The organism is Candidatus Purcelliella pentastirinorum, from assembly GCF_028748785.1.
Lineage (GTDB): Bacteria > Pseudomonadota > Gammaproteobacteria > Enterobacterales > Enterobacteriaceae > Purcelliella > Purcelliella pentastirinorum_A.
The window spans coordinates 288,942-308,578 of sequence record NZ_CP110496.1 but is presented as its reverse complement, the minus strand read 5'-3'; the positions used below and the strand labels follow the sequence as shown (position 1 = coordinate 308,578).

The 19,637-nt window shown below is 22.8% G+C and carries 15 protein-coding genes and 5 tRNA genes; 8 read left to right on the top strand and 12 right to left on the bottom strand.

The annotated features are described in order from the left end of the window. The first annotated feature begins 35 nt into the window (after positions 1-35). Complete coding sequence (gene murJ, locus ONB71_RS01545; RefSeq protein WP_274360405.1) at positions 36-1,559, top strand: murein biosynthesis integral membrane protein MurJ; 1,524 nt, start codon at positions 36-38, stop codon at positions 1,557-1,559. 37 nt (positions 1,560-1,596) lie between these two features. On the opposite strand, the gene rne is transcribed toward murJ, so the two are convergent. Next, positions 1,597-3,903: a ribonuclease E gene (rne, locus tag ONB71_RS01540; protein WP_274360404.1), complete on the bottom strand. Its 2,307-nt coding sequence runs from the start codon at positions 3,901-3,903 to the stop codon at positions 1,597-1,599. A 366-nt stretch (positions 3,904-4,269) separates the two neighbouring features. On the opposite strand from rne, the gene ONB71_RS01535 reads away from it, so the two are divergent. Both ONB71_RS01535 and dnaB read left to right on the top strand, forming a co-directional pair. Continuing rightward, on the top strand, positions 4,270-5,217 hold the full coding sequence (locus ONB71_RS01535) for an RluA family pseudouridine synthase (RefSeq protein ID WP_274360403.1): 948 nt from the start codon (positions 4,270-4,272) through the stop codon (positions 5,215-5,217). A gap of 105 nt (positions 5,218-5,322) precedes the next feature. Then, a complete protein-coding gene (gene dnaB, locus ONB71_RS01530) occupies positions 5,323-6,729 on the top strand; it encodes a replicative DNA helicase (RefSeq protein WP_274360402.1) in 1,407 nt (468 codons plus the stop codon). A 29-nt stretch (positions 6,730-6,758) separates the two neighbouring features. On the opposite strand, the gene ONB71_RS01525 is transcribed toward dnaB, so the two are convergent. Both ONB71_RS01525 and ONB71_RS01520 read right to left on the bottom strand, forming a co-directional pair. After that, positions 6,759-8,021 carry an allantoate amidohydrolase gene (locus ONB71_RS01525; RefSeq protein WP_274360401.1) on the bottom strand — a complete coding sequence of 421 codons (1,263 nt, stop codon included), beginning with the start codon at positions 8,019-8,021 and terminating at the stop codon, positions 6,759-6,761. 24 nt (positions 8,022-8,045) lie between these two features. Then, a complete protein-coding gene (locus ONB71_RS01520; RefSeq protein WP_274360400.1) occupies positions 8,046-9,260 on the bottom strand; it encodes a pyridoxal-phosphate-dependent aminotransferase family protein in 1,215 nt (404 codons plus the stop codon). A 292-nt stretch (positions 9,261-9,552) separates the two neighbouring features. Between ONB71_RS01520 and ONB71_RS01515 the strand changes: the two genes are divergently transcribed. Beyond that, a complete protein-coding gene (locus tag ONB71_RS01515) occupies positions 9,553-9,735 on the top strand; it encodes a hypothetical protein (protein ID WP_274360399.1) in 183 nt (60 codons plus the stop codon). After that, entirely contained in the window at positions 9,732-11,132 is a 1,401-nt protein-coding gene (locus ONB71_RS01510; protein WP_274360398.1) for an AtzE family amidohydrolase, read from the top strand. Before ONB71_RS01515 ends, ONB71_RS01510 begins: the two co-directional genes overlap by 4 nt. On the opposite strand, the gene puuE is transcribed toward ONB71_RS01510, so the two are convergent. The 4 genes from puuE to dnaQ all read right to left on the bottom strand — a co-directional run bounded on the left by puuE (position 11,125) and on the right by dnaQ (position 13,683). After that, positions 11,125-12,060 carry an allantoinase PuuE gene (gene puuE, locus ONB71_RS01505; protein WP_274360397.1) on the bottom strand — a complete coding sequence of 312 codons (936 nt, stop codon included), beginning with the start codon at positions 12,058-12,060 and terminating at the stop codon, positions 11,125-11,127. The genes ONB71_RS01510 and puuE overlap by 8 nt on opposite strands. 36 nt (positions 12,061-12,096) lie before the next feature. Beyond that, positions 12,097-12,774, bottom strand: coding sequence for an aspartate/glutamate racemase family protein (locus ONB71_RS01500; protein ID WP_274360396.1), 678 nt, complete (start codon positions 12,772-12,774; stop codon positions 12,097-12,099). A gap of 109 nt (positions 12,775-12,883) precedes the next feature. Continuing rightward, positions 12,884-12,957 (bottom strand) — tRNA-Asp (locus tag ONB71_RS01495). Between the two features lie 36 nt (positions 12,958-12,993). Next, positions 12,994-13,683 carry a DNA polymerase III subunit epsilon gene (gene dnaQ, locus ONB71_RS01490; RefSeq protein ID WP_274360395.1) on the bottom strand — a complete coding sequence of 230 codons (690 nt, stop codon included), beginning with the start codon at positions 13,681-13,683 and terminating at the stop codon, positions 12,994-12,996. Positions 13,684-13,740: 57 nt separating this feature from the next. Here dnaQ and rnhA point away from each other — a divergent pair, with 57 nt between their 5' ends. After that, positions 13,741-14,196 carry a ribonuclease HI gene (rnhA, locus tag ONB71_RS01485; RefSeq protein WP_274360394.1) on the top strand — a complete coding sequence of 152 codons (456 nt, stop codon included), beginning with the start codon at positions 13,741-13,743 and terminating at the stop codon, positions 14,194-14,196. 45 nt (positions 14,197-14,241) lie between these two features. Here rnhA and ONB71_RS01480 read toward each other — a convergent pair. The 3 genes from ONB71_RS01480 to ONB71_RS01470 form a co-directional block, all read right to left on the bottom strand. After that, positions 14,242-14,314, bottom strand: a tRNA-Ala gene (locus ONB71_RS01480). A 7-nt stretch (positions 14,315-14,321) separates the two neighbouring features. Continuing rightward, positions 14,322-14,395, bottom strand: a tRNA-Ile gene (locus tag ONB71_RS01475). Between the two features lie 563 nt (positions 14,396-14,958). Continuing rightward, positions 14,959-16,608 (bottom strand): Na+/H+ antiporter, encoded by a 1,650-nt coding sequence (locus ONB71_RS01470; protein ID WP_274360393.1) that lies wholly within the window; start codon positions 16,606-16,608, stop codon positions 14,959-14,961. 156 nt (positions 16,609-16,764) lie between these two features. Between ONB71_RS01470 and ONB71_RS01465 the strand changes: the two genes are divergently transcribed. Next, a tRNA-Phe gene (locus ONB71_RS01465) sits at positions 16,765-16,837 on the top strand. 152 nt (positions 16,838-16,989) lie between these two features. On the opposite strand, the gene ONB71_RS01460 is transcribed toward ONB71_RS01465, so the two are convergent. Then, positions 16,990-17,076, bottom strand: a tRNA-Ser gene (locus tag ONB71_RS01460). Between the two features lie 160 nt (positions 17,077-17,236). Between ONB71_RS01460 and ONB71_RS01455 the strand changes: the two genes are divergently transcribed. Next, on the top strand, positions 17,237-18,163 hold the full coding sequence (locus tag ONB71_RS01455; RefSeq protein ID WP_274360392.1) for a nucleoside hydrolase: 927 nt from the start codon (positions 17,237-17,239) through the stop codon (positions 18,161-18,163). Between the two features lie 33 nt (positions 18,164-18,196). Here ONB71_RS01455 and ONB71_RS01450 read toward each other — a convergent pair whose 3' ends face one another. Then, the gene (locus ONB71_RS01450) at positions 18,197-19,630 is read right to left on the bottom strand and encodes an NADH-quinone oxidoreductase subunit N (RefSeq protein ID WP_274360391.1); all 1,434 of its coding nucleotides are present in this window, start codon (positions 19,628-19,630) and stop codon (positions 18,197-18,199) included. Between the last annotated feature and the right edge of the window lie 7 nt (positions 19,631-19,637).

The following is a 19,637-nucleotide window of genomic DNA, read 5'->3' as shown; positions in this document are numbered from 1 at the left end:
TCTTAATTATTATATACTTTATATAGATTATTATTATGTTTAAATCTTTTATTTTTGTTAGTTTTATTACATGTTTATCTCGTTTTTTGGGATTTGTACGTGATGCTGTGGTTGCATATGTTTTTGGTGTTAGTATTGAAACGGATGCTTTTTATATTGCATTTAAACTACCAAATTTATTAAGAAAAATATTTGCTGATGGTAGTGTTTCTCAAGTTCTTGTTCCTATATTATATAAATATAAATCTAATAAAAATAAAAAAGAAATAAAAATTTTTCTTTCATCTATTTTGGGTTTATTTTTTTTTATTTTATTATTTATAGTATTTTTAGGTATTATTAATTCTTCTGTAATAATATTATTTTTTTTACCTGGTTATTCTTGTGATGTACATAAATTATATTTAGCTAAAATTTTATTTAGTATTATGTTTCCTTATATAATTTTTATTTCAATTTCATCTTTATATGGATTAGTATTGAATACTTGGAATAAATATACAATTTCGTCTTTTATACCTATTTTACTTAACATGAGTATGATTTTTTTTTCTTTATTTATAATTAAATATTTTGATCATCCTATTGTAGGTTTGGCATGGTCTGTTTTATTTGGTGGATGCTTGCAATTCTTATATCCACTTCCTTTTTTAAAAAAATTAGGTCTTTTGGTATTTCCATATTTTAATTTTCGTAATATTAAAATATATCATATTTTTTATAAAATAATTCCTATGATGATAGTAACTTTTATAAGTCAAATATCTGTATTTATAAATACTATTTTATCTTCTTATTTTACAACTGGTTCTGTTTCATGGATATATTATGCTGAAAGGTTGGTGGAGTTTCCTAGTGGTGTTTTAGGAGTGTCTATAAGTTCTATTTTATTACCGTCTTTATCTAGAAGTTTTTTTATCAAAGATTATAAAAGATGTTCTTCTTTAATTGATTGGGGATTGCGTCTTTGTTTTTTATTAGCTTTGCCTGCTACTGTTGCATTGATTATATTATCTGGTCCTATTATTTTAATTTTGTTTCAATATGGTAAATTTACAGCATTTGATTCATTAATGACTCAACATATTTTACTTGCTTATTCATTGGGTTTATTGGGATTTATTACAGTTAAAATTTTATCTACTAGTTTTTATTCTTTTCAAGATATTGTTACTCCTATAAAGATTTCTCTTATAATTTTAGTATTTTCTCAAATTATGAATTTTTTATTTGTTTATTTTTTTGAATATATAGGTATTGCTTTGTCAACTAGTTTGTCTGGGTTAATAAATGCTTTTTTATTGTATTATGAATTACGTAAAAGAAATGTTTTTATACCTAATTCTGGTTGGTTAATTTTTTTGTTTCGTATTTTTTTTTCGGTCATTGTTATGTCTGGTGTTTTATTTATTTGCATGTATTTTATGCCGTCTTGGGAAATTGGTAATTTTTTTTATAAAATATTTCGTTTATTTTTATTATGTTTTATTGGTTTAATTACATATTTATTAATGCTTTTTTTATTAAAATTGCGCATATCAGATTTTACTCGCTATTAATTTTTTTATTTTATTTTTTTTTATTTTTTTATCTTTTTTATTTTGTTTGTTTTTTTTTATATTTTTTTATTTTTGTTATAGGAGCACTTACATGTTTATATCCAAAAATTTTTGACGGTTTTTTTGTTTTTTTTATTAAATTTTTATAGTTGTTTTTTGGATTAATATTTTTTTGTTTTTTATTTTTTTTTATTTTTTTATCTTTTTTATTTTGTTTGTTTGTTTTATTATTTTTTTTATCTTTATATTTTTTATTTTTTAGTATATGTTTTTGTATAATATCTTTTGATGTACATATTTTACACATTGTCCATTCTAGTGTGTACATTGCGTGATCTATTTGTTTTAATGATTTTTTATTATTTATTTTTATATTTTTAATTTTTTGTTTTTTTATTTTTAATTTTTTATTTTTTTTATTTGGAAAATTTTCTATTTTTTTATTTTTGTTTTCTAGTTTTAGTAGACTAGTTATTTTATTATTTTTTAATTTTAAATTTTTGTTTTTTTTATTGATTTTTATTTTATTATTTTTTATTTTTTTGTTTTTAAAATAAATACATTGTATTTTATTTTTTTTATCTTTTTTTTTATTTATTTTATTTAAAAAATTTGTGTTTATTATATTTTTTATTTTTTTAATTAAATCTTTTAAAGATAAAAATTTTTTAATTATTATAATAATTTTTTTGTAATATGAGTCTTTTGTTAAATAATTATTTATATATTCCTTTTGATTGTTATATTTATTTTTTTTTTGTTTTGTATTGGAGTATTTTTTTTTTTTATATTTTTCTATTTCATATATACATTTTATTTCAGATTTATATTTTTTATATAATTCATAGCTTAGTATATTGTTTTCTTTTTTTTTACATATTCTAGATATAAAATAATTTGGTGTTTCAATTTTTTTATTTGGTACTATAATTATTTTTACTCCTTTTTGTCTTTGTTCTATTTTGTTCAATGCATCACGTTTTTCATTAAGAAGATATGAGGCAACTTTTATGGGAACAAATACATGTACTTTGTATGTATTTTCTTTTATTGATTTTTCTTCTATTAATCTTAAAATCGATAATGCTAATGATTCATTATCTCTAATATTACCTGTTCCATTACATCTAGGACATACATAATGACTTGATTCTCTCAGAGATGTGCTTAATCTTTGTCTTGACATTTCTAATAATCCAAATTTAGAGATATGGTTTATTTGAATTCTTGCTCTATCTTCTTTTATTATTTCTTTTAAATTATTTTCTATTATTCTTTGATTTTTTACTGATGCCATATCTATAAAATCTATAACTATTAATCCTCCTAGATCTCTTAATCTTAATTGTCTTGATATTTCATTTATTGCTTCGTGATTTGTATGAAATGCAGTTTCTTCTATATCTATACCCTTTTTGGATTGAGCTGAATTTATATCTATAGTTGTTAGTGCTTCTGTTGTGTCTATTATTATATCTCCACCAGATGGTAATTTTACTTTTCTTTGAAATGCAGTTTCAATTTGTGATTCAATTTGATAATAATTAAAGAGCGGTATTTCACCTTTATATAATTTTATTTTATTATTAAAATCAGGTCTTCCTAATTCAGTTATATGTTTATGTGCTAATGTTAATATATTAGGATTATCAATTAATATTTCTCCTATATCTGGTTTTAAATAATCTCTAAATGCTCTAACTATTACATTGCTTTCTTGATATATTAAAAATGGTGAAGATTCTTTTTTAGCTAATTTTTTTATAGATTCCCAATGTTTTAATCTAAAATTTAAATCCCATTGTAAGGAATTTATAGTTTTTCCTAATCCTGCTGTTCTTATTATTATTCCCATACCATTGGGTATTTTTAATAATGAGGTTAATTCTTTTATTTCTATCCTTTCTTCACCTTCTATTTTACGTGATATACCTCCTGCTTTAGGATTATTAGGCATTAATACCAAGTAACTTCCTGCCAGGCTAATAAATGTAGTAAGAGCAGCTCCTTTATTTCTTCTTTCTTCTTTATTAACTTGTATTATTATATCTTGCCCTTCTGATAATATTTCTTTTATATTAAGTTTATCTATTTTATTATAACCTTTAGGATAATATTCATTTGATATTTCTTTTAAGGGTAGAAATCCATGTTTTTCTGTTCCATAATTTACAAATGCCGCTTCTAAACTTGGTTCGATTCTCGTTATCTTACCTTTGTATATATTGGATTTTTTTTGTTCATATCTTGGACTTTCTATATCTAAATCATATAAATTTTGTCCGTCAACTAAAGCAACTCTTAATTCTTCTTTTTGAGTTGCATTTATTAACATTCTTTTCATGATAATTATACTCATTTTATATAATTAATTAAATTACATATTATTAAATAATAACTTATATAGATAGATTAATTATTTTAATAATATTATTTATTTTATTGAAGTTTATATTTTATTAAATTTTATTTAATGAATATTATTTAAAGTTTATTTTTTAATTTTATTATTTTATATATTTTTATAACTTATAAAAATATATACGTATATATTCATAATATAAGAATTGGTGAAATTATTCAATTTATTACTAATGGATTTGTATTTATTGAATTGGTAATTTATATTATTATAAATAATGAGTAATTTTTTTAGTTAAATAATGTTATCATTTTATTATATTTTTCTTAATAAAATTTTATTTATTATATGTCAGGTTATAGAAATAGTGCGCAAATTTTTACTATAGGACTCAATGAGTTGGGTCAACGTGTTGATAATTATTTATTTAAATCTTTGAAATGTATACCTAAGAGTAAAATATATAGTTTATTAAGAAAAGGTGGAATACGTGTTAATGGTAAACATGTTGAACACATTTATAGATTAAAAATCAATGATATAATAGAAGTTTCTTCTTTGTGGTATTCTAATAAAAATAGTAATTTTGTCAAACATTTTAATAATACATTTATTATACTATTACAACAATCAATCTTGTATGAAGATAAAGATTTATTAATTATTAACAAACCCTCTGGTATTGCTGTACATGGTGGTACAAAAATATTTAATAATGTGTTAGATGGTTTACGTTTTTTATATTCTTATGATGTATTTCTTGAATTAGTCCATAGAATTGATCGTGATACTTCAGGTTTATTATTACTTGCTAAAAATCGTTATTCTTTATGTTGTTTACATAAACAATTTCGTAATTATCAAATTAAAAAAAAGTATTTAGCTTTGGTATATGGTATATGGCCTATGGATCTTAAAATAGTTAATATTCCTGTTATTTGTAAAAAAATATATAAAAATAGTATCAAAAATAAACCTTTATTTATTAATATTAAATGTTCTGAAACTCATTTTAGTGTAAAGAGATATTTTAAATTTTCTACTTTAATTAAAGCTGAATTGATTACTGGTAAAACTCATCAGATTAGATTACATACTAGTTATTTAGGTCATTATATTGCTTTTGATAAACGATATGGTAAATTTGAATTTGATAATCGATTATCTCATACAGGATTGAAAAGATTATTTTTACATGCTTATGAATTAAATTTTATCCATCCTAGAACTAATAAAACAATATTGATTCGTTCACCCTTGGATAAAGATTTAAAAACCTGTTTGGATAATCTTTAGTTAAAAAATAAGTGTTTTTTATTTTAAAAATATTATTTTTTTTTTAGATTAATTTCATTATTATTTTCATTTTTGAATATTTCTTTAATTTTATGGTATTAAATTATGAATGATAATTTATTAATTAATAAATCAATTAAAAATAAAAAATCTCTAATTTCAAAATTCAGAGCTCCACCCTATTCTTTAGAAGCTGAACAATCAATTTTGGGAGGCTTAATGTTAGATAATGATAAATGGGATATTGTTTCTGAGTTATTGGTTGTTGATGATTTTTTTAGTAGTGCACATCGTGTAATATTTACTACTATGCAGTATTTATTTGATAATGGTAATCCTATAGATTTGATAACTCTTTCAGAATCTTTAGAACAGAATGGTAACATAGATAATGTTGGTGGATTCGCTTATTTAGCTGAATTATCTAAAAATGTTCCAAGTAGCGCTAATATTTCAACTTATGCATCTATTGTTCGTGAAAGATCTATTGTTAGAAATATTATTTCAGTTGCAAATAAAATTGTTGATGCTGGTTATTTTTTAAATGGAAAGAAGAGTGAAGATTTAATAGATTTTGCAGAATCTAGTATAATGAATATTTCTAGAGAAAGACTTAATAAGTCGTTTGGTCCAAAGCGTATAGAACATATACTTGATATAACTATATCAAATATAGAAAGATTATTTAAGACCCCTAATGGAGATATTACTGGTATAAATACTGGTTATATAGATATTAATAAAAAAACCGCTGGTTTACAACCTTCAGATTTAATTATTGTCGCTGCTAGACCATCAATGGGAAAAACAACTTTAGCAATGAATATATGTGAAAATGTTTCTATGATTTATGATAAACCTATTTTAATATTTAGTTTAGAAATGTCTTCTGAACAGATTATGATTCGTATGTTATCTTCATTATCTAGAGTAGATCAATCTAAAATACGTGCTGGTAAATTAAGTGATGAGGATTGGTTAAGGATCTCTAGTACTGTAAAAGTTTTATTAGATCGCAAAAATATATATATTGATGATTCTTCCAGTTTAACTCCTATCGAAATGAGTTCAAGAGCTAGACGTGTATATCGTGAAAATAATGGTTTGAGTTTAATTATGATAGATTATTTACAATTAATGCGTGTTCCTTATATTTCAGATAATAGAAATGTTGAGATAGGTGAAATATCTAGGTCATTAAAATCGTTAGCAAAGGAGTTGAAGGTACCAATTATGGCGCTTTCACAATTAAATCGTTCTTTAGAGCAAAGAGTAGATAAAAGACCTGTTAATTCTGATTTACGTGAATCTGGTTCTATTGAGCAAGATGCAGATTTGATAATGTTTATTTATAGAGATGAATTATATAATGAGCATAGTGATTTAAAGGGTGTTGCAGAAATTATTATAGGAAAACAAAGAAATGGTCCTATTGGAACTGTTCGTTTGATTTTTAATGGTAATTGGTCTAGGTTTGATAATTATACTAGTTTTAATTATGAAAATAATTAATTATTTTCATAATTATTTTTTTTTAAATTTTAAATTATTTCTGTTAAATTATAAATTATTTCCATATAAGCTTTAATTGTTTTTATTATATCTTTTTTTAATACTTTTTCTTTGGGTGAATGACTAATTCCTTTTATACATTTAATAAATATCATTCCTATAGGCCATTTTTTTGCCATAGAAATAGCATCATGTCCAGCACCACTTGTTAGTGATGGACAATTTCCTTGTATGTTGGTAATTATTTTTTTTATTATATTTTTGATTTTTTTATCACATTGAATAGGTTTTGTAGAATAATATTTTTTTGAATTAAATATTATGCTTCTTTTTTTAGAAATTTCTTGTGCTTTTTTTAATATGGTTGATATCGTTTTATTTAGTTCATTATTTTTTGGTCCTCTTATATCCAGTGTTAGTTTTATTTTTTTCGGTATTACATTTGTTGCTCCTGGGTAACAATTTATTTTACCAATAGTTGCTACTATTTTTGTTTTGGATTTTAATAATTGATTCTCTATAAATAATATCCATTCTGATGTAGCTATGAGTGGATCTTTTCTCATACATATTGGGACAGTACCAGCATGGCCTGATTCACCGGTAAATGTGCAATTAATTCTTTTTGCTCCATTTATTGCACTTACTACACCCATACTTGAATTATTTTTATATAGATATGGTCCTTGTTCTATATGTAATTCAATATATGCTTTTATATCTTTGATTTTTCTTTTTGCTAAATATATTTTATTTGTATTTAATCCTATATTTTCCATTGCATATGCAATTGTAATTTTATTTTTATCTTTATAGTTTAACCATTTTTTTTTCCATTTATTTGTTAATGCTTTACTTCCTAATAATGTTATACCAAAACGTGTTCCTTCTTCATCTGCAAATCCGACAATTTCTATTGCTTTTTTTAGGTGTATTTTTTTTTTATTTAAATGATTTATAATTTCTATTGAAGTTAATACACCTAAAATCCCATCATATTTACCTGCATTAGGTACTGTGTCTAAATGTGAACCTAATAGAATTGCTGGTTGTTTTTTTGTAGATGCTTCATATCTGCCGTATATATTGCCTACTTGATCTTGCCATGTTTTCATTCCAGCCGATTTCATCCATTTTTCTACAATTTTATTTGTTTTTACATGTTCTATTGATAAATAAAGGCGTGTTATATCATTTTTATTTTCACTTATTTTTGATAATTTTTCTATTCTATTTAATATACGTGTAGCATATTTCTTTGATTCATTATTTTTTATTTTAGGATAGTACATATTAACAATATCTCTAATTTATTATTATACGTTTATGTTATAAAAATCCCATGTTGCTTGTAATGCTTTGCCCTGAATGGTTTTAAATCCTAGTTTATTAAGTATTGATTCTAATGCCGATAATGTTCTTAATACACAATCTTTACGAGAATTATATCCCATAGTACCAATTCTCCAAATTTTTCCTTTTAAGGGTCCAAAGGATGTTCCTATTTCTATACCAAAATCTTCTAACATAAGTTTTCTTACTTGTTCTCCATTTATTTTTTTTGGTATTATTATTCCTAATATATTATTCATTTTATATTTTATATTACCGAAAATTTTCAATCCCATATTTTTTATTCCATATAATAGTGCATCTCCGTGTAGTTTATGACGTAATATTCTATTATGTATCCCTTCTTTAATGATTAATCTTGCACATTCGTGTGCTGCATATAATGCTGTTGTTGCTTCTGTATGATGATTCAGACGTTTTTCACTCCAATAATCTATTATCATATTTATATCGAAATAATTTGAAAAAATAATTTTTTTATCGTCTATATTCTTTCCAAATTCTACACGTTGTCTTTGTTGCATGATTTCTATTGTTTTATCATTAATTGTTATAGGAGATGTTCCTGATGGTCCACCTAAACATTTTTGCATACCTGCTGATACTGCATCTATTTTCCAATCATCTGTGTTTAAATAATTTCCTCCGCATGAAGCTGTAGCATCTGTATAAAATATTACTTTGTATTTTTGACAGATTAATCCTATTTCTTCTAATGGTTGTAACATTGTAGTTGAAGTATCTCCATGTACTGTAAGTAAAAATTTAGGTTTTATTTTTTTAATTGAATATTCTATTTGATCTGGTTTGAATATTTCACCCCATGGTACTTCTATTGTATGGACATTGGCTTTACATCTTTTTGATATTTCATATAATAATTGTCCGAATCTACCGAATATTGGTATTAATACTTTATCTCCGGGTTTAATCATAGATATAAATATTGCTTCTATTCCTGCTCTTGATGTTCCATCTATTAATAGAGTATTTAAGTTTTTTGTATTAAAAATTATACGATATAATTGCATGACTTCATTCATATAATTAGTCATCATTGGATCATATTGTCCAATTAATTTATTTGACATAGTGTGTAATATTCTTGGGTCTATATTTATAGGCCCAGGACCCATTAGTAGCCTTTCAGGCGGAGTTATTTGTTCAAATTTATTCATTTATTATTTCCTTATAATATATTTTTTATTTTTATTTTAATTTTATTCTTTATTTTCTTATTTTTATTTATTTTTTATTAAATAAATTATTATATATAATTATATTTTTTTATATATGATTTTTTGTTTTTGATATATGTATTTTTATCGTAAAATTATTATTTTACAATTATTTATTTCATATAATAAAATAATTTTATTAATTTTTTTATTTTTGATATGTATAATATAATTTATTGGTTTTAATCTTGTTTTTTTTAAAATTATTATTTTTATATTTAGAGGTTTACAAATGAAAAAAAATAATTGTGAAGATTATGTTAAAAATTTTATTAAAATTTTTAACATATCCTTAGATGAAAAAAGATATGAAGATTTATTATTAAATTTTGTTTATATATTTGATATAACACAACCATTAATTTTATATTCTTTATCTAGTGATATTGGAATATCAGGAGTATATAATGCATGATTGAAGATATTCGTTTTTTAACAATTTCAGAAATAAATAAACGGTTAATTAGAGGTGATTTAAGTGCTATGGAAATAGCTGAGTTTACTTTGAGTGCTATAGATAAATATAATCCTGTTATTAATGCTTGGACCGAAATTACTTCTAATCGTATGCTTAAAGAAGCTAATATAATTGATAAATATTTGATATCTAAAAAAAAAATATCAAAACTAGCTGGTATTCCTTATGCTGTAAAAAATTTATTTGATGTTTGTGGTTATGTTACTTTAGTGGGATCTACTTTATTTGCAAATGACCCAGTAGCTGAATGTGATGCATATTTAATTAACAAATTGAATAATAATGGAGCATTGTTAAGTGGTATGCTAAATATGGATGCATATGCTTATGGTTTTACTACAGAAAATAGTTATTATGGTCCTACTAGAAATCCCTGCGATTTAAATCGTATTGCTGGTGGTTCATCAGGTGGATCTGCAGCTGCTGTAGCATCTGGTTTGGTACATTTTGCTTTAGGATCAGATACTAATGGATCTATACGTGTTCCATCTTCGCTTTGTGGTGTTTTAGGTTTAAAACCAACTTTTGGTAGATTATCTCGTGCTGGTATGTATCCTTTTTCTTATAGTTTAGATCATGCTGGGCATTTTGCTAGAAATGTTGGTGATTTAGTTGATGTATATAATGTTTTGCAAGGTCTTGATAAGAATGATTTATCTCAATCTATTAAATCAAAAAACAAAGTATTTTTAGATTATAATGGTTATGATAATAATATACGTTTTTGTTTATTATCTGGTTATTTTTACACTTGGTGTAATAACGAAGTACGTAATATAATAGATGTTGTTTCTAAAGCTCTAGGTGTTAAATATGATATAGATTTATCTGATGTGGAATTAGCTAGATCTTCTGCTTTTATTATTACAGCTGCTGAAGGTGGTAATTTATATTGGTCTAAATTATTAGATAATCCAGAATTATTTGAACCTTTTTCTAGAGAAAGATTATTGGCTGGATCTATTATCCCTGCTAATTGGTATATTAAAGCTCAACGTTTTAGAACATATTTCAGACATAAAGTTAATGATATTTTTAACGATTTTGATGTTTTAATAGCCCCAGCCACTCCTTGTTCCGCTACTACAATTGGTCAAAAGTTTATTCGTATTAATAATACTGATTTATTGATTAGGGCTAATATGGGTATATTGACTCAACCTATATCTTTTATTGGATTACCTGTTATAACTGTACCAATTAAGATAGGTGATAATTTGCCTATTGGTATTCAATTGATTGCAGCTCCTTTTAGAGAGGATTTATGTTTTAAAGCCGCTTTATTATTAGAAAAAAATGGTTTTATTATGAAATATGATAATTTGATTAATTAAATTTAACTTTATGATATTTGATCCAATGATTAGCAATTTCTTGTCTTGTACATATCCATATATCTTTATATTTATTTATATAATCTAAAAAATTTGTTAACGCTTTAAATCTTCCAGGTTTTCCTATTATTCTACAATGCATTCCTATTGACATCATTTTAGGTTTTATTTTTCCTTCTTTGTATAATATATCAAAAGTATCTTTTAAATATTGGTAAAATTGTTTAGATGTATTAAATCCTGGTTGTGCTATAAATTTCATATCATTTGTTTCTAATGAATATGGTATAATTAAATGTTTCTTTTTTTTACCATTTTTTAGGTAAATATTCATCCAAAAAGGCAAATCATCTCCATAATAATCGCTATCATAAATTATATTACTATGTTTTATTATTATTTTTCTAGTATTTGGACTGTCTCTACCAGAGTACCAACCCTGAGGGCTTTGACCAAAAATTTTTTTAAATATTTTAATAGATTTAATAATATCTTCTTTTTCTTTTTTATAATTTATATTTTGATATTTAATCCATTTTAGACCGTGACATACTACATCATATTTTTCTTTTATTATTGTTTTTGTTATTTCTTGATTTCTAATAAAAGCCATTGCCACTCCAAATATAGTTAATGGTATTTTTCTGTTTTTAAATTCATTATGAATTCTCCAAAAACCTACTCTAGATCCATATTCATATAAAGATTCTATTGACATATGGCGATTTTTATAGCTTTTACAATTGCTTATATCGGAAAGAAATGTTTCAGATGAATTATCGCCATGTAATATATTTTTTTCTGCTCCTTCTTCATAGTTTAATACAAATTGTATTGCTATTTTTGCATCATTTGGCCATGATACTGTTGGAGGATTGTCTCCGTAACCTAATAAATCTCTAGGATATTTTTTTTTTTTAATTTTCATTTATTTTTTTATTTTAGAAATATTTTAATTATTAAATTAATTTATAAATAGTTTTAATGATATTAATGTTTCTATTAATTTTACAGCCGAACTAATGCCTTCTATTATTGGTATATTTAATTTTTTTGTTAAATAGTTAGACAATGGTGACATTGCACTACATCCTAATATTATAGAATTACAGTTATCATTTTTTATTATTATTTGACATTTTTTTTCTATTTTTTTTATTAATTCTTTTGTGTGTTTTTTTATTTTATTTACTGATAGGTTTATTGAATGTATATTACAACAAATATTTTTAAATCCATATGTATTTATTAATTTTTGTATCATTGGAATACAATAAGGTAATGTTGTTAAAATTGAAAATTTTGTAGATATTAAAGATGTTATGTGCATTGCAGCTTCTGCAATTCCTATTACAGGATATTTAGTTAATTCACGGGCTGCTAATAGTCCTGGATCTCCAAAACATGCTATAATGTAGCCTTTTATTTCTTTGTTTTTACTTTCTTTTTTTATTTCTTTTAATATATTTGGGATACATATAGCTTCATCATAGTAGTTTTCTATTGAAGAAATACCATTTACGTATCTTGTTGTAATTATTTTCGTGTTAAAATTTGCTGTATTTTTTGCTATAGTATCTATTTCTTTTGTTATTTTTTTGCTTGAATTTGGATTAATTATTTTTATTATTTTTTTATTCATAAGAATGAATTTTTTTAATTTATTACTATATTACTTGTAAGTAATATAGTATATATTACTTGTTTTTAATAGAATAAAATATTTTAAGTTATATTTTTTATTTTATTTGCGGTGCGGACGGGACTTGAACCCGTGACCCCCGGCGTGACAGGCCGATGTTCTGACCAACTGAACTACCGCACCGATTAATATTATTATCTTAATTATTTTACAATTAAATCATTTTATTAACAAATTTTTATTTAATATATTTTTATATTTTTTATTTAATTCTAATTCTTTTTTACTTGCAAATATTATTTTTAATTTTTTTTTTTTATTTTTAGTATTTTTATTAAAAATTATTTTTTTTTTTGTTTTTTCATTTTTAAATAGTTTTTTTTGATTACTTGTTAAATACAAATATACATTTGCTAGTATTTTAGCGTCTTTTAAAGCTCCGTGTTTTTTTCTTTTTTTTATATTTATCCCGTAATAATTACATAGTGAATTTAAACTATTATTTTTTCCCGGAAATATTTTTCTTGCTATTATCAAACTATCTACTATTTTACAATAATCTGAAATTTTATCTTTTCTTTTTAATAAAAATAATTCATAATTTATAAATTCTATATCAAATTTAGCATTATGTATTATTATTTTAGATCCGTATATATATTTAATAAATTTATCTAATATTTCTTTAAAAGTTGGTTTATATTTTAAAAATTCATTTGATATTCCATGTATATTAAATGATTCTTCGCTTATAGATCGATTGGGGTTTAAATAAACATGAAAGTTATTATTAGTTAGTGTTCTGTTTATCATTTCAACTGCACCTATTTCTATGATTTTATGTCCACTGTAATGTTTACCAATTTGATTTATTCCTGTTGTTTCAGTATCAAGTATAATTTTTCTCATATTATTTTCTCAATTTTGTTTTTTTTTATTTTATCAAAAATTAAAGGATTTATTAATATGTTAAAGAAAAATATAGTATTTATTGATGGATCTTGTATAGGAAATCCTGGTCCTGGTGGTTATGGAGTGTTTATAAGAAATGGTTTAAAAAAAATTTATTTTAGCGCTGGATTTTTCCTTACGACAAACAATCGTATGGAAATTATGGCGGCAATTGTTGCACTTGAATATTTTACTATTAAATCAAATATTATTATTTACACTGATAGTACATATTTACGTAGTGGTATTACTGAATGGATTCTAAATTGGAAAAAACGGAATTGGAGAACTTATAATAATAGTGTTGTTAAAAATGTAGATTTATGGATTAGGTTAGAAAAAGCAATTAATTGTCATATTATTCATTGGGAATGGGTAAAGGGTCATACTGGTGATATGGGAAATGAATTATGTGATAGATTGGCTCGTAGAGCTGCTAAAAATCCATTTTTAAATGACATTTTTTGTTAATTAATTGTTTTTTTATTTTTATTTTTTATTTTGTTTTTTATTTATTGGAGCTAGGCGGTTTCGAACCCCCGACCTTCTGCTTGCAAAGCAGATGCTCTACCAACTGAGCTATAGCCCCTTTGTATTAGGCTTGAGTGGATTTGAACCACTTACCTCACCCTTATCAGGGGTGTGCTCTAACCTATTGAGCTACAAGCCTAATAGATTATTTAGTATATTTATCAATATTTTTATATATAGCTAAATTTTTTTATGTATTATTAAAATATTTATTTTATTTTTATTAATTATTTTGTAGTGTTTTTTTAAAGTAAAAATTATATATTTTTATATATAGAATATTTTGGTTTTTAAAATTAATATTTATTTAATTTTGTAAAATATATAAAGTTTAATTTATATATAAATATGGACAATTTTTTTCTTAATATTAATTTTATATTTTGTTAAATATAACTTTTTTAAGTTTAAAGATTATTAATATAGTTAATATATATTTTATTAAATATAAAACTTTATTATTTAATTTTGTTATTTTAACAATTTTAACGATAAAATCAAGATATTATGTTATTGATTTCATATAATTTTTATTAATTGAATAAGATTATTAATTTAATATTTAATATTTTTTTATTTTTTATTTTTTTAAATAATTTATTAGTATTAGTAGATTATTTTATTTTTTTATTTATTTAAATATATCAATATTTTTTATTATTTATGGATTAGTTTTACTTTTAAGGTATGTTAAATATTGTTTTATTCTTCTATATCTGTTAATAACGCTTCCATTAAATCTAAATCATGAGATAATTTTAACATAATTTCGTTACTTATTTTTTTAGTTGCTCTCATATGGTATAATTCAGTTCTTTCAGCTCTTAAAGCTACAAGTCTTAATCTTTTTTCTAAATTTTCTTTAAATTGAGCTTGTTTTAAATCATTATGAATATTTATTTTATTTCTTATATTACCAATTATTTTAGTGTTAACTTCTTTTAGTAATTCTGTATCTATATTTTCTGTATTCTCTTTAATTAGGTTTTCTTCTATTTTATATAAACTCTCTATTGCTAAATCCGCCATTGTTGCTTTAGCTAATTGTAATTCTTTATAATAATTAATTTTATTAATACCATTAATCCCTCTAAGCATTATTGGTAAAAATATAACCCCTATTATTAATGAAAATAGAATTACACCGGTTGCAATAAATATAAGTTCGTATCTTGCAGGAAAAACTGATCCATTATTAAGATATAATGGTATTGATAATACTCCCGCTAAAGTTATAGCACCGCAAACACCAGCAAAAGATGTAATTAATAATTCACGATTACTATAATTGGTAAAAGCTAATGGATGTTTTTTTAGTAAAAATATACTTACATGTTTCATTATCCATAACCATATAAATCTTACTATTATTAATGATATATATATAATAATTATGTCACATAGTAAAATCCATAATTGTACATTAGGATCTTTTTTTGCTTCTATTATTGATATTTGTATAATATCTGGTAATTGCAGACCTAACATAAGAAATACTATTCCATTAAATACAAATTCTAACATTTGCCATACACCCTTAGCTCTTAATCTCATTGTTAATGGTGCTTGACGTAAAATATTAAATTTATTTATTGTCATACCTGATGCTACAGATGCTAAAATACCTGATACTCCTAAATGTTCTGCTATTAAATATGAAGTAAATGGTAATAAAAGTAATAAAATTGTTTGTGTTGCTGTATCAGCACCACTCCATTTTCTAAATAATTTCAACAGTTTACCATAAGTTTTACATACTATTATCCCAGATAATAGCCCTCCTATAGCTATTTTTAGAAATTCTAATATTGCTTCTGGTATTGTAAAAACCATTGATCCCGTTGCTACTGCAACTGAAAATTTTAATGATACTAATCCAGATGCATCATTCATAAGCGCTTCGCCATTTAATATAGTCATTATTTTTTTAGGTATTTTTTTTTTACCTAGTATTCCGGATAACGCTATTGCATCTGTGGGTGAAAGTACCGCTGCTAATGCAAATGCAGGTGTTAATGCTATTCCTGGGGTTATCCAAGAGATTAAATATCCTATACCTATAACTGTTATTATCACTAATATTAGTGCCAATGCTATTATTTCTCTTCCATTATTTAAAAATTCGTTAATTGGTGTTTTTAGTCCATCTACAAATAATAATGGTGGGATAAATAAAACCAAAAATAGTTCCGGGTCAAAATCTACATGTAGTCCAAATTTAGGCCATGCTAATAATGCTCCTGCTGTTATTTGCATTAATGGTAAAGGTATTGTAAATGGAATAATTTTAGAAACAATACCTGAAAGTGATACTACTAATGTCATTATCAATATTGTAAAAAAAATTTCCATATTTTTTCCTATTTATAAAATATTTACTTAATCATAGTTGTATGATAGTTTATTTTAGAATTGCTCAATTAGATAATTGATTATATTTTATTTTTTATATTTTTTATAAATATTTTAAAAATTTGAGTTTGTATATTTTAAAATAATTTTTATGTTGCCCGGATAGCTCAGTTGGTAGAGCAGGGGATTGAAAATCCCCGTGTCGGTGGTTCGATTCCACCTTCGGGCATATTTATTAATAAATAATATATAAATATTATATTTTTTAGTATATTAATTATATTAAATATCATTTAATTTTAAAATTTTTTTTGTTATTAAAGTGTATTTTATTTTAAGTTAATGAAATTTTATTTTTATTTTTTTAGATTTTATATCTTACGGAGGAAGAGAGATTCGAACTCTCGGACGATTTTAATCGTCTGCGGTTTTCAAGACCGCTGCCATAAACCACTCGACCATTCCTCCATTTATTTTTTTAAAAATTATATTTATATAATATAGAATTATTAATTTATTGTTTTTTATGAAAAACAATGTATTTTATTTTATACTTTTATTATTTTAAATAAAATATTTTTTTGTTATAATGTTTGTGTACTTTAATTTATAATGCTTCATTTAAAACATGAATAAAATTATTTTTGATACAGATATTGGAGTTGATGATGCTTTTGCTTTGTTATTGGCTTATAGAACTCAAAATATATTAGGTATTACTACAGTATTTGGTAACACTAACATAAATCAAGTTACTAATAATGCAGTTTTATTTTCTAAAAAATTTGATATAGATGTACCTATTTATAAAGGTTGTTCAAATTCACTTGTATATAATAATTCATTTGATGATTCTATTAATATTCATGGTAATAATGGTTTAGGTGATATATTTGATGATTATGTTAATTATGTTGCTTATGATGCTTTAGAATTTATTATTGATAGTATAAATAATAATCCTTATGAAATAATTTTAGTTGCTTTAGGTCCTTTAACTAATATTGCTACAGTTATTAAAAAATGTCCTGAATTGGTACCTAAGATTAAGTTTTTGATTATAATGGGTGGAGCATTTGGTACTAATGGTTGTTTTGGAAATATAACATGTAATAGTGAATTCAATGTATGGTCTGACCCGCATGCGGCTCAATTAGTTTTTTTATCAAAATTACCTATTGTGGTTGTACCCTTAGATGTTACACATAAAATTGTTATAACAGAAGATGATTTATTTTCTTTAAATAATAATTTTTTAATTGATTTATCTCGTTGTTATATGTCGTTTTATAAGAATAAAAAATTTTTTGATGGAATGGTATTGCATGATCCTATAGTAATATCTTATTTAATTGAAGATAAATGGTTTGATGTTAAGGATGTATATGTAGAAGTTTTGACTGATACTCTATATAGAGGTAGTACTCTTATGTTTGATAAGAAATATGATTATCATAATATATTACATAATAATGATAATTTATTAAGAAAAGTTTGTTTAAATTTAGATGTTGTAAATGTTAAATCTAATTTATTAAATATATTGAAAATATAATTAATATAAATATTCATTTTTTTACTTTTCAATTTATATGTTAATTTTTATTATATTAATTATTAATTGAGGATATATTCCTATGAATATTATACAAATTGTAGATAGATATATTAATATATTTTGTAGTCTTTCATTTTTATTTATTTTTATTGCGTTTTTATTGTTTTCTTTTTTGCAAAATATTATTTTTATAATATTTAAGTAGTAACATATTCCAATAATATTGCTAAATATTATTAAAATTGTTAACCACCATAAATTAGAGGTAATAGTTAACATAATTATATAAAATTTACTTATAAATCCGATTGTTGTTGGTAACCCAGCGAACGATAATATTATTATAGTTAGCATTATTGCATGTATTTTATTTTTCCAAAATATTCCTTTTATGTAATTTATAGGATAATTTTCTTTTTTATCTTTAATTTTATTATATAATAAATTTATTATACCTAATATTCCAGTGGAATTTAATAAATAGTTTATTATATATATAATTGATGTTTCAAAGGATAAAATGTTTTTTGAATTTATTATTACTAATAATAAATTACCGACATGAGTTATAGATGTATATGCTAATAATTTTTTTATGTTTTTTTGTGATAATGCCATTAAATTACCTAAAATTATTGATAAATATGTCATTATTTCCAATATTATTTTTATTGAATGAATATTTATAATAAATGTGTTTAAAATTAAATTATAAGTCGCATAAAAATAAGCTATTTTATTTGTTGTGTTTAGAAAATTTATTGTTGGAATAGATGATCCTTTATATACATCTGATATCCATAAATGAAATGGAATAATTGATAATTTAAACCCTAAACCAATTATAATCATAGCGAAACCAATGATTGCTAATGGTTTATTTATTACTAATTGCATTATTATATTATACGTAATATTTCCTGTTGTTATATAAATTAATGATATTCCAAAAATTATAAATGATAATGATATGCTAGCTAATATTTTATATTTTATTGTAGCTTTTAGAGAAGATTTTTTTTTTAATGAATATCCTATTAATCCTGTAGTAGGTATTGATATCAGCTCAATTCCAACTAAAAGAGATAATAAATTATTTGCATTTATTATTAATATATTTCCTAATGATGAAATTAGTATAAATATATAAAATTCATTTTTATTTTCATTATTTTCATTTATCCATTGTCGTGCATATATACATGTTGATAAACTTCCTATTAATGTTGTTAATGTATATATTATGGTATGTTTATTTATATGTAGTAATGTCGTTAACTGATTTATTTTATTATTTATATTAAATATTAAAAATAATATTATTATTAATATTGATATTATAGTTAAAAAATAACTTTTTTGTTTTTTTATTCCTATTATTGTTAATATCATAATAATAATTAATGTAATAATTATTATTAATATTGGTAATATTATATTTAGTGATTCAAAAATGTATTTCATATAAAGT

Bases quoted from the DNA above. Each gene is read 5' to 3' on its own strand.
- ONB71_RS01470 (WP_274360393.1), bottom strand. From the start codon at position 16,608: ATGGAAATTTTTTTTACAATATTGATAATGACATTAGTAGTATCACTT.
- ONB71_RS01500 (WP_274360396.1), bottom strand. From the start codon at position 12,774: ATGAATAAAAAAATAATAAAAATAATTAATCCAAATTCAAGCAAAAAA.
- ONB71_RS01510 (WP_274360398.1), top strand. From the start codon at position 9,732: ATGATTGAAGATATTCGTTTTTTAACAATTTCAGAAATAAATAAACGG.
- puuE (WP_274360397.1), bottom strand. From the start codon at position 12,060: ATGAAAATTAAAAAAAAAAAATATCCTAGAGATTTATTAGGTTACGGA.
- ONB71_RS01525 (WP_274360401.1), bottom strand. From the start codon at position 8,021: ATGTACTATCCTAAAATAAAAAATAATGAATCAAAGAAATATGCTACA.
- rnhA (WP_274360394.1), top strand. From the start codon at position 13,741: ATGTTAAAGAAAAATATAGTATTTATTGATGGATCTTGTATAGGAAAT.
- dnaB (WP_274360402.1), top strand. From the start codon at position 5,323: ATGAATGATAATTTATTAATTAATAAATCAATTAAAAATAAAAAATCT.
- ONB71_RS01450 (WP_274360391.1), bottom strand. From the start codon at position 19,630: ATGAAATACATTTTTGAATCACTAAATATAATATTACCAATATTAATA.
- ONB71_RS01535 (WP_274360403.1), top strand. From the start codon at position 4,270: ATGTCAGGTTATAGAAATAGTGCGCAAATTTTTACTATAGGACTCAAT.
- dnaQ (WP_274360395.1), bottom strand. From the start codon at position 13,683: ATGAGAAAAATTATACTTGATACTGAAACAACAGGAATAAATCAAATT.
- ONB71_RS01455 (WP_274360392.1), top strand. From the start codon at position 17,237: ATGAATAAAATTATTTTTGATACAGATATTGGAGTTGATGATGCTTTT.
- murJ (WP_274360405.1), top strand. From the start codon at position 36: ATGTTTAAATCTTTTATTTTTGTTAGTTTTATTACATGTTTATCTCGT.
- ONB71_RS01520 (WP_274360400.1), bottom strand. From the start codon at position 9,260: ATGAATAAATTTGAACAAATAACTCCGCCTGAAAGGCTACTAATGGGT.
- ONB71_RS01515 (WP_274360399.1), top strand. From the start codon at position 9,553: ATGAAAAAAAATAATTGTGAAGATTATGTTAAAAATTTTATTAAAATT.
- rne (WP_274360404.1), bottom strand. From the start codon at position 3,903: ATGAAAAGAATGTTAATAAATGCAACTCAAAAAGAAGAATTAAGAGTT.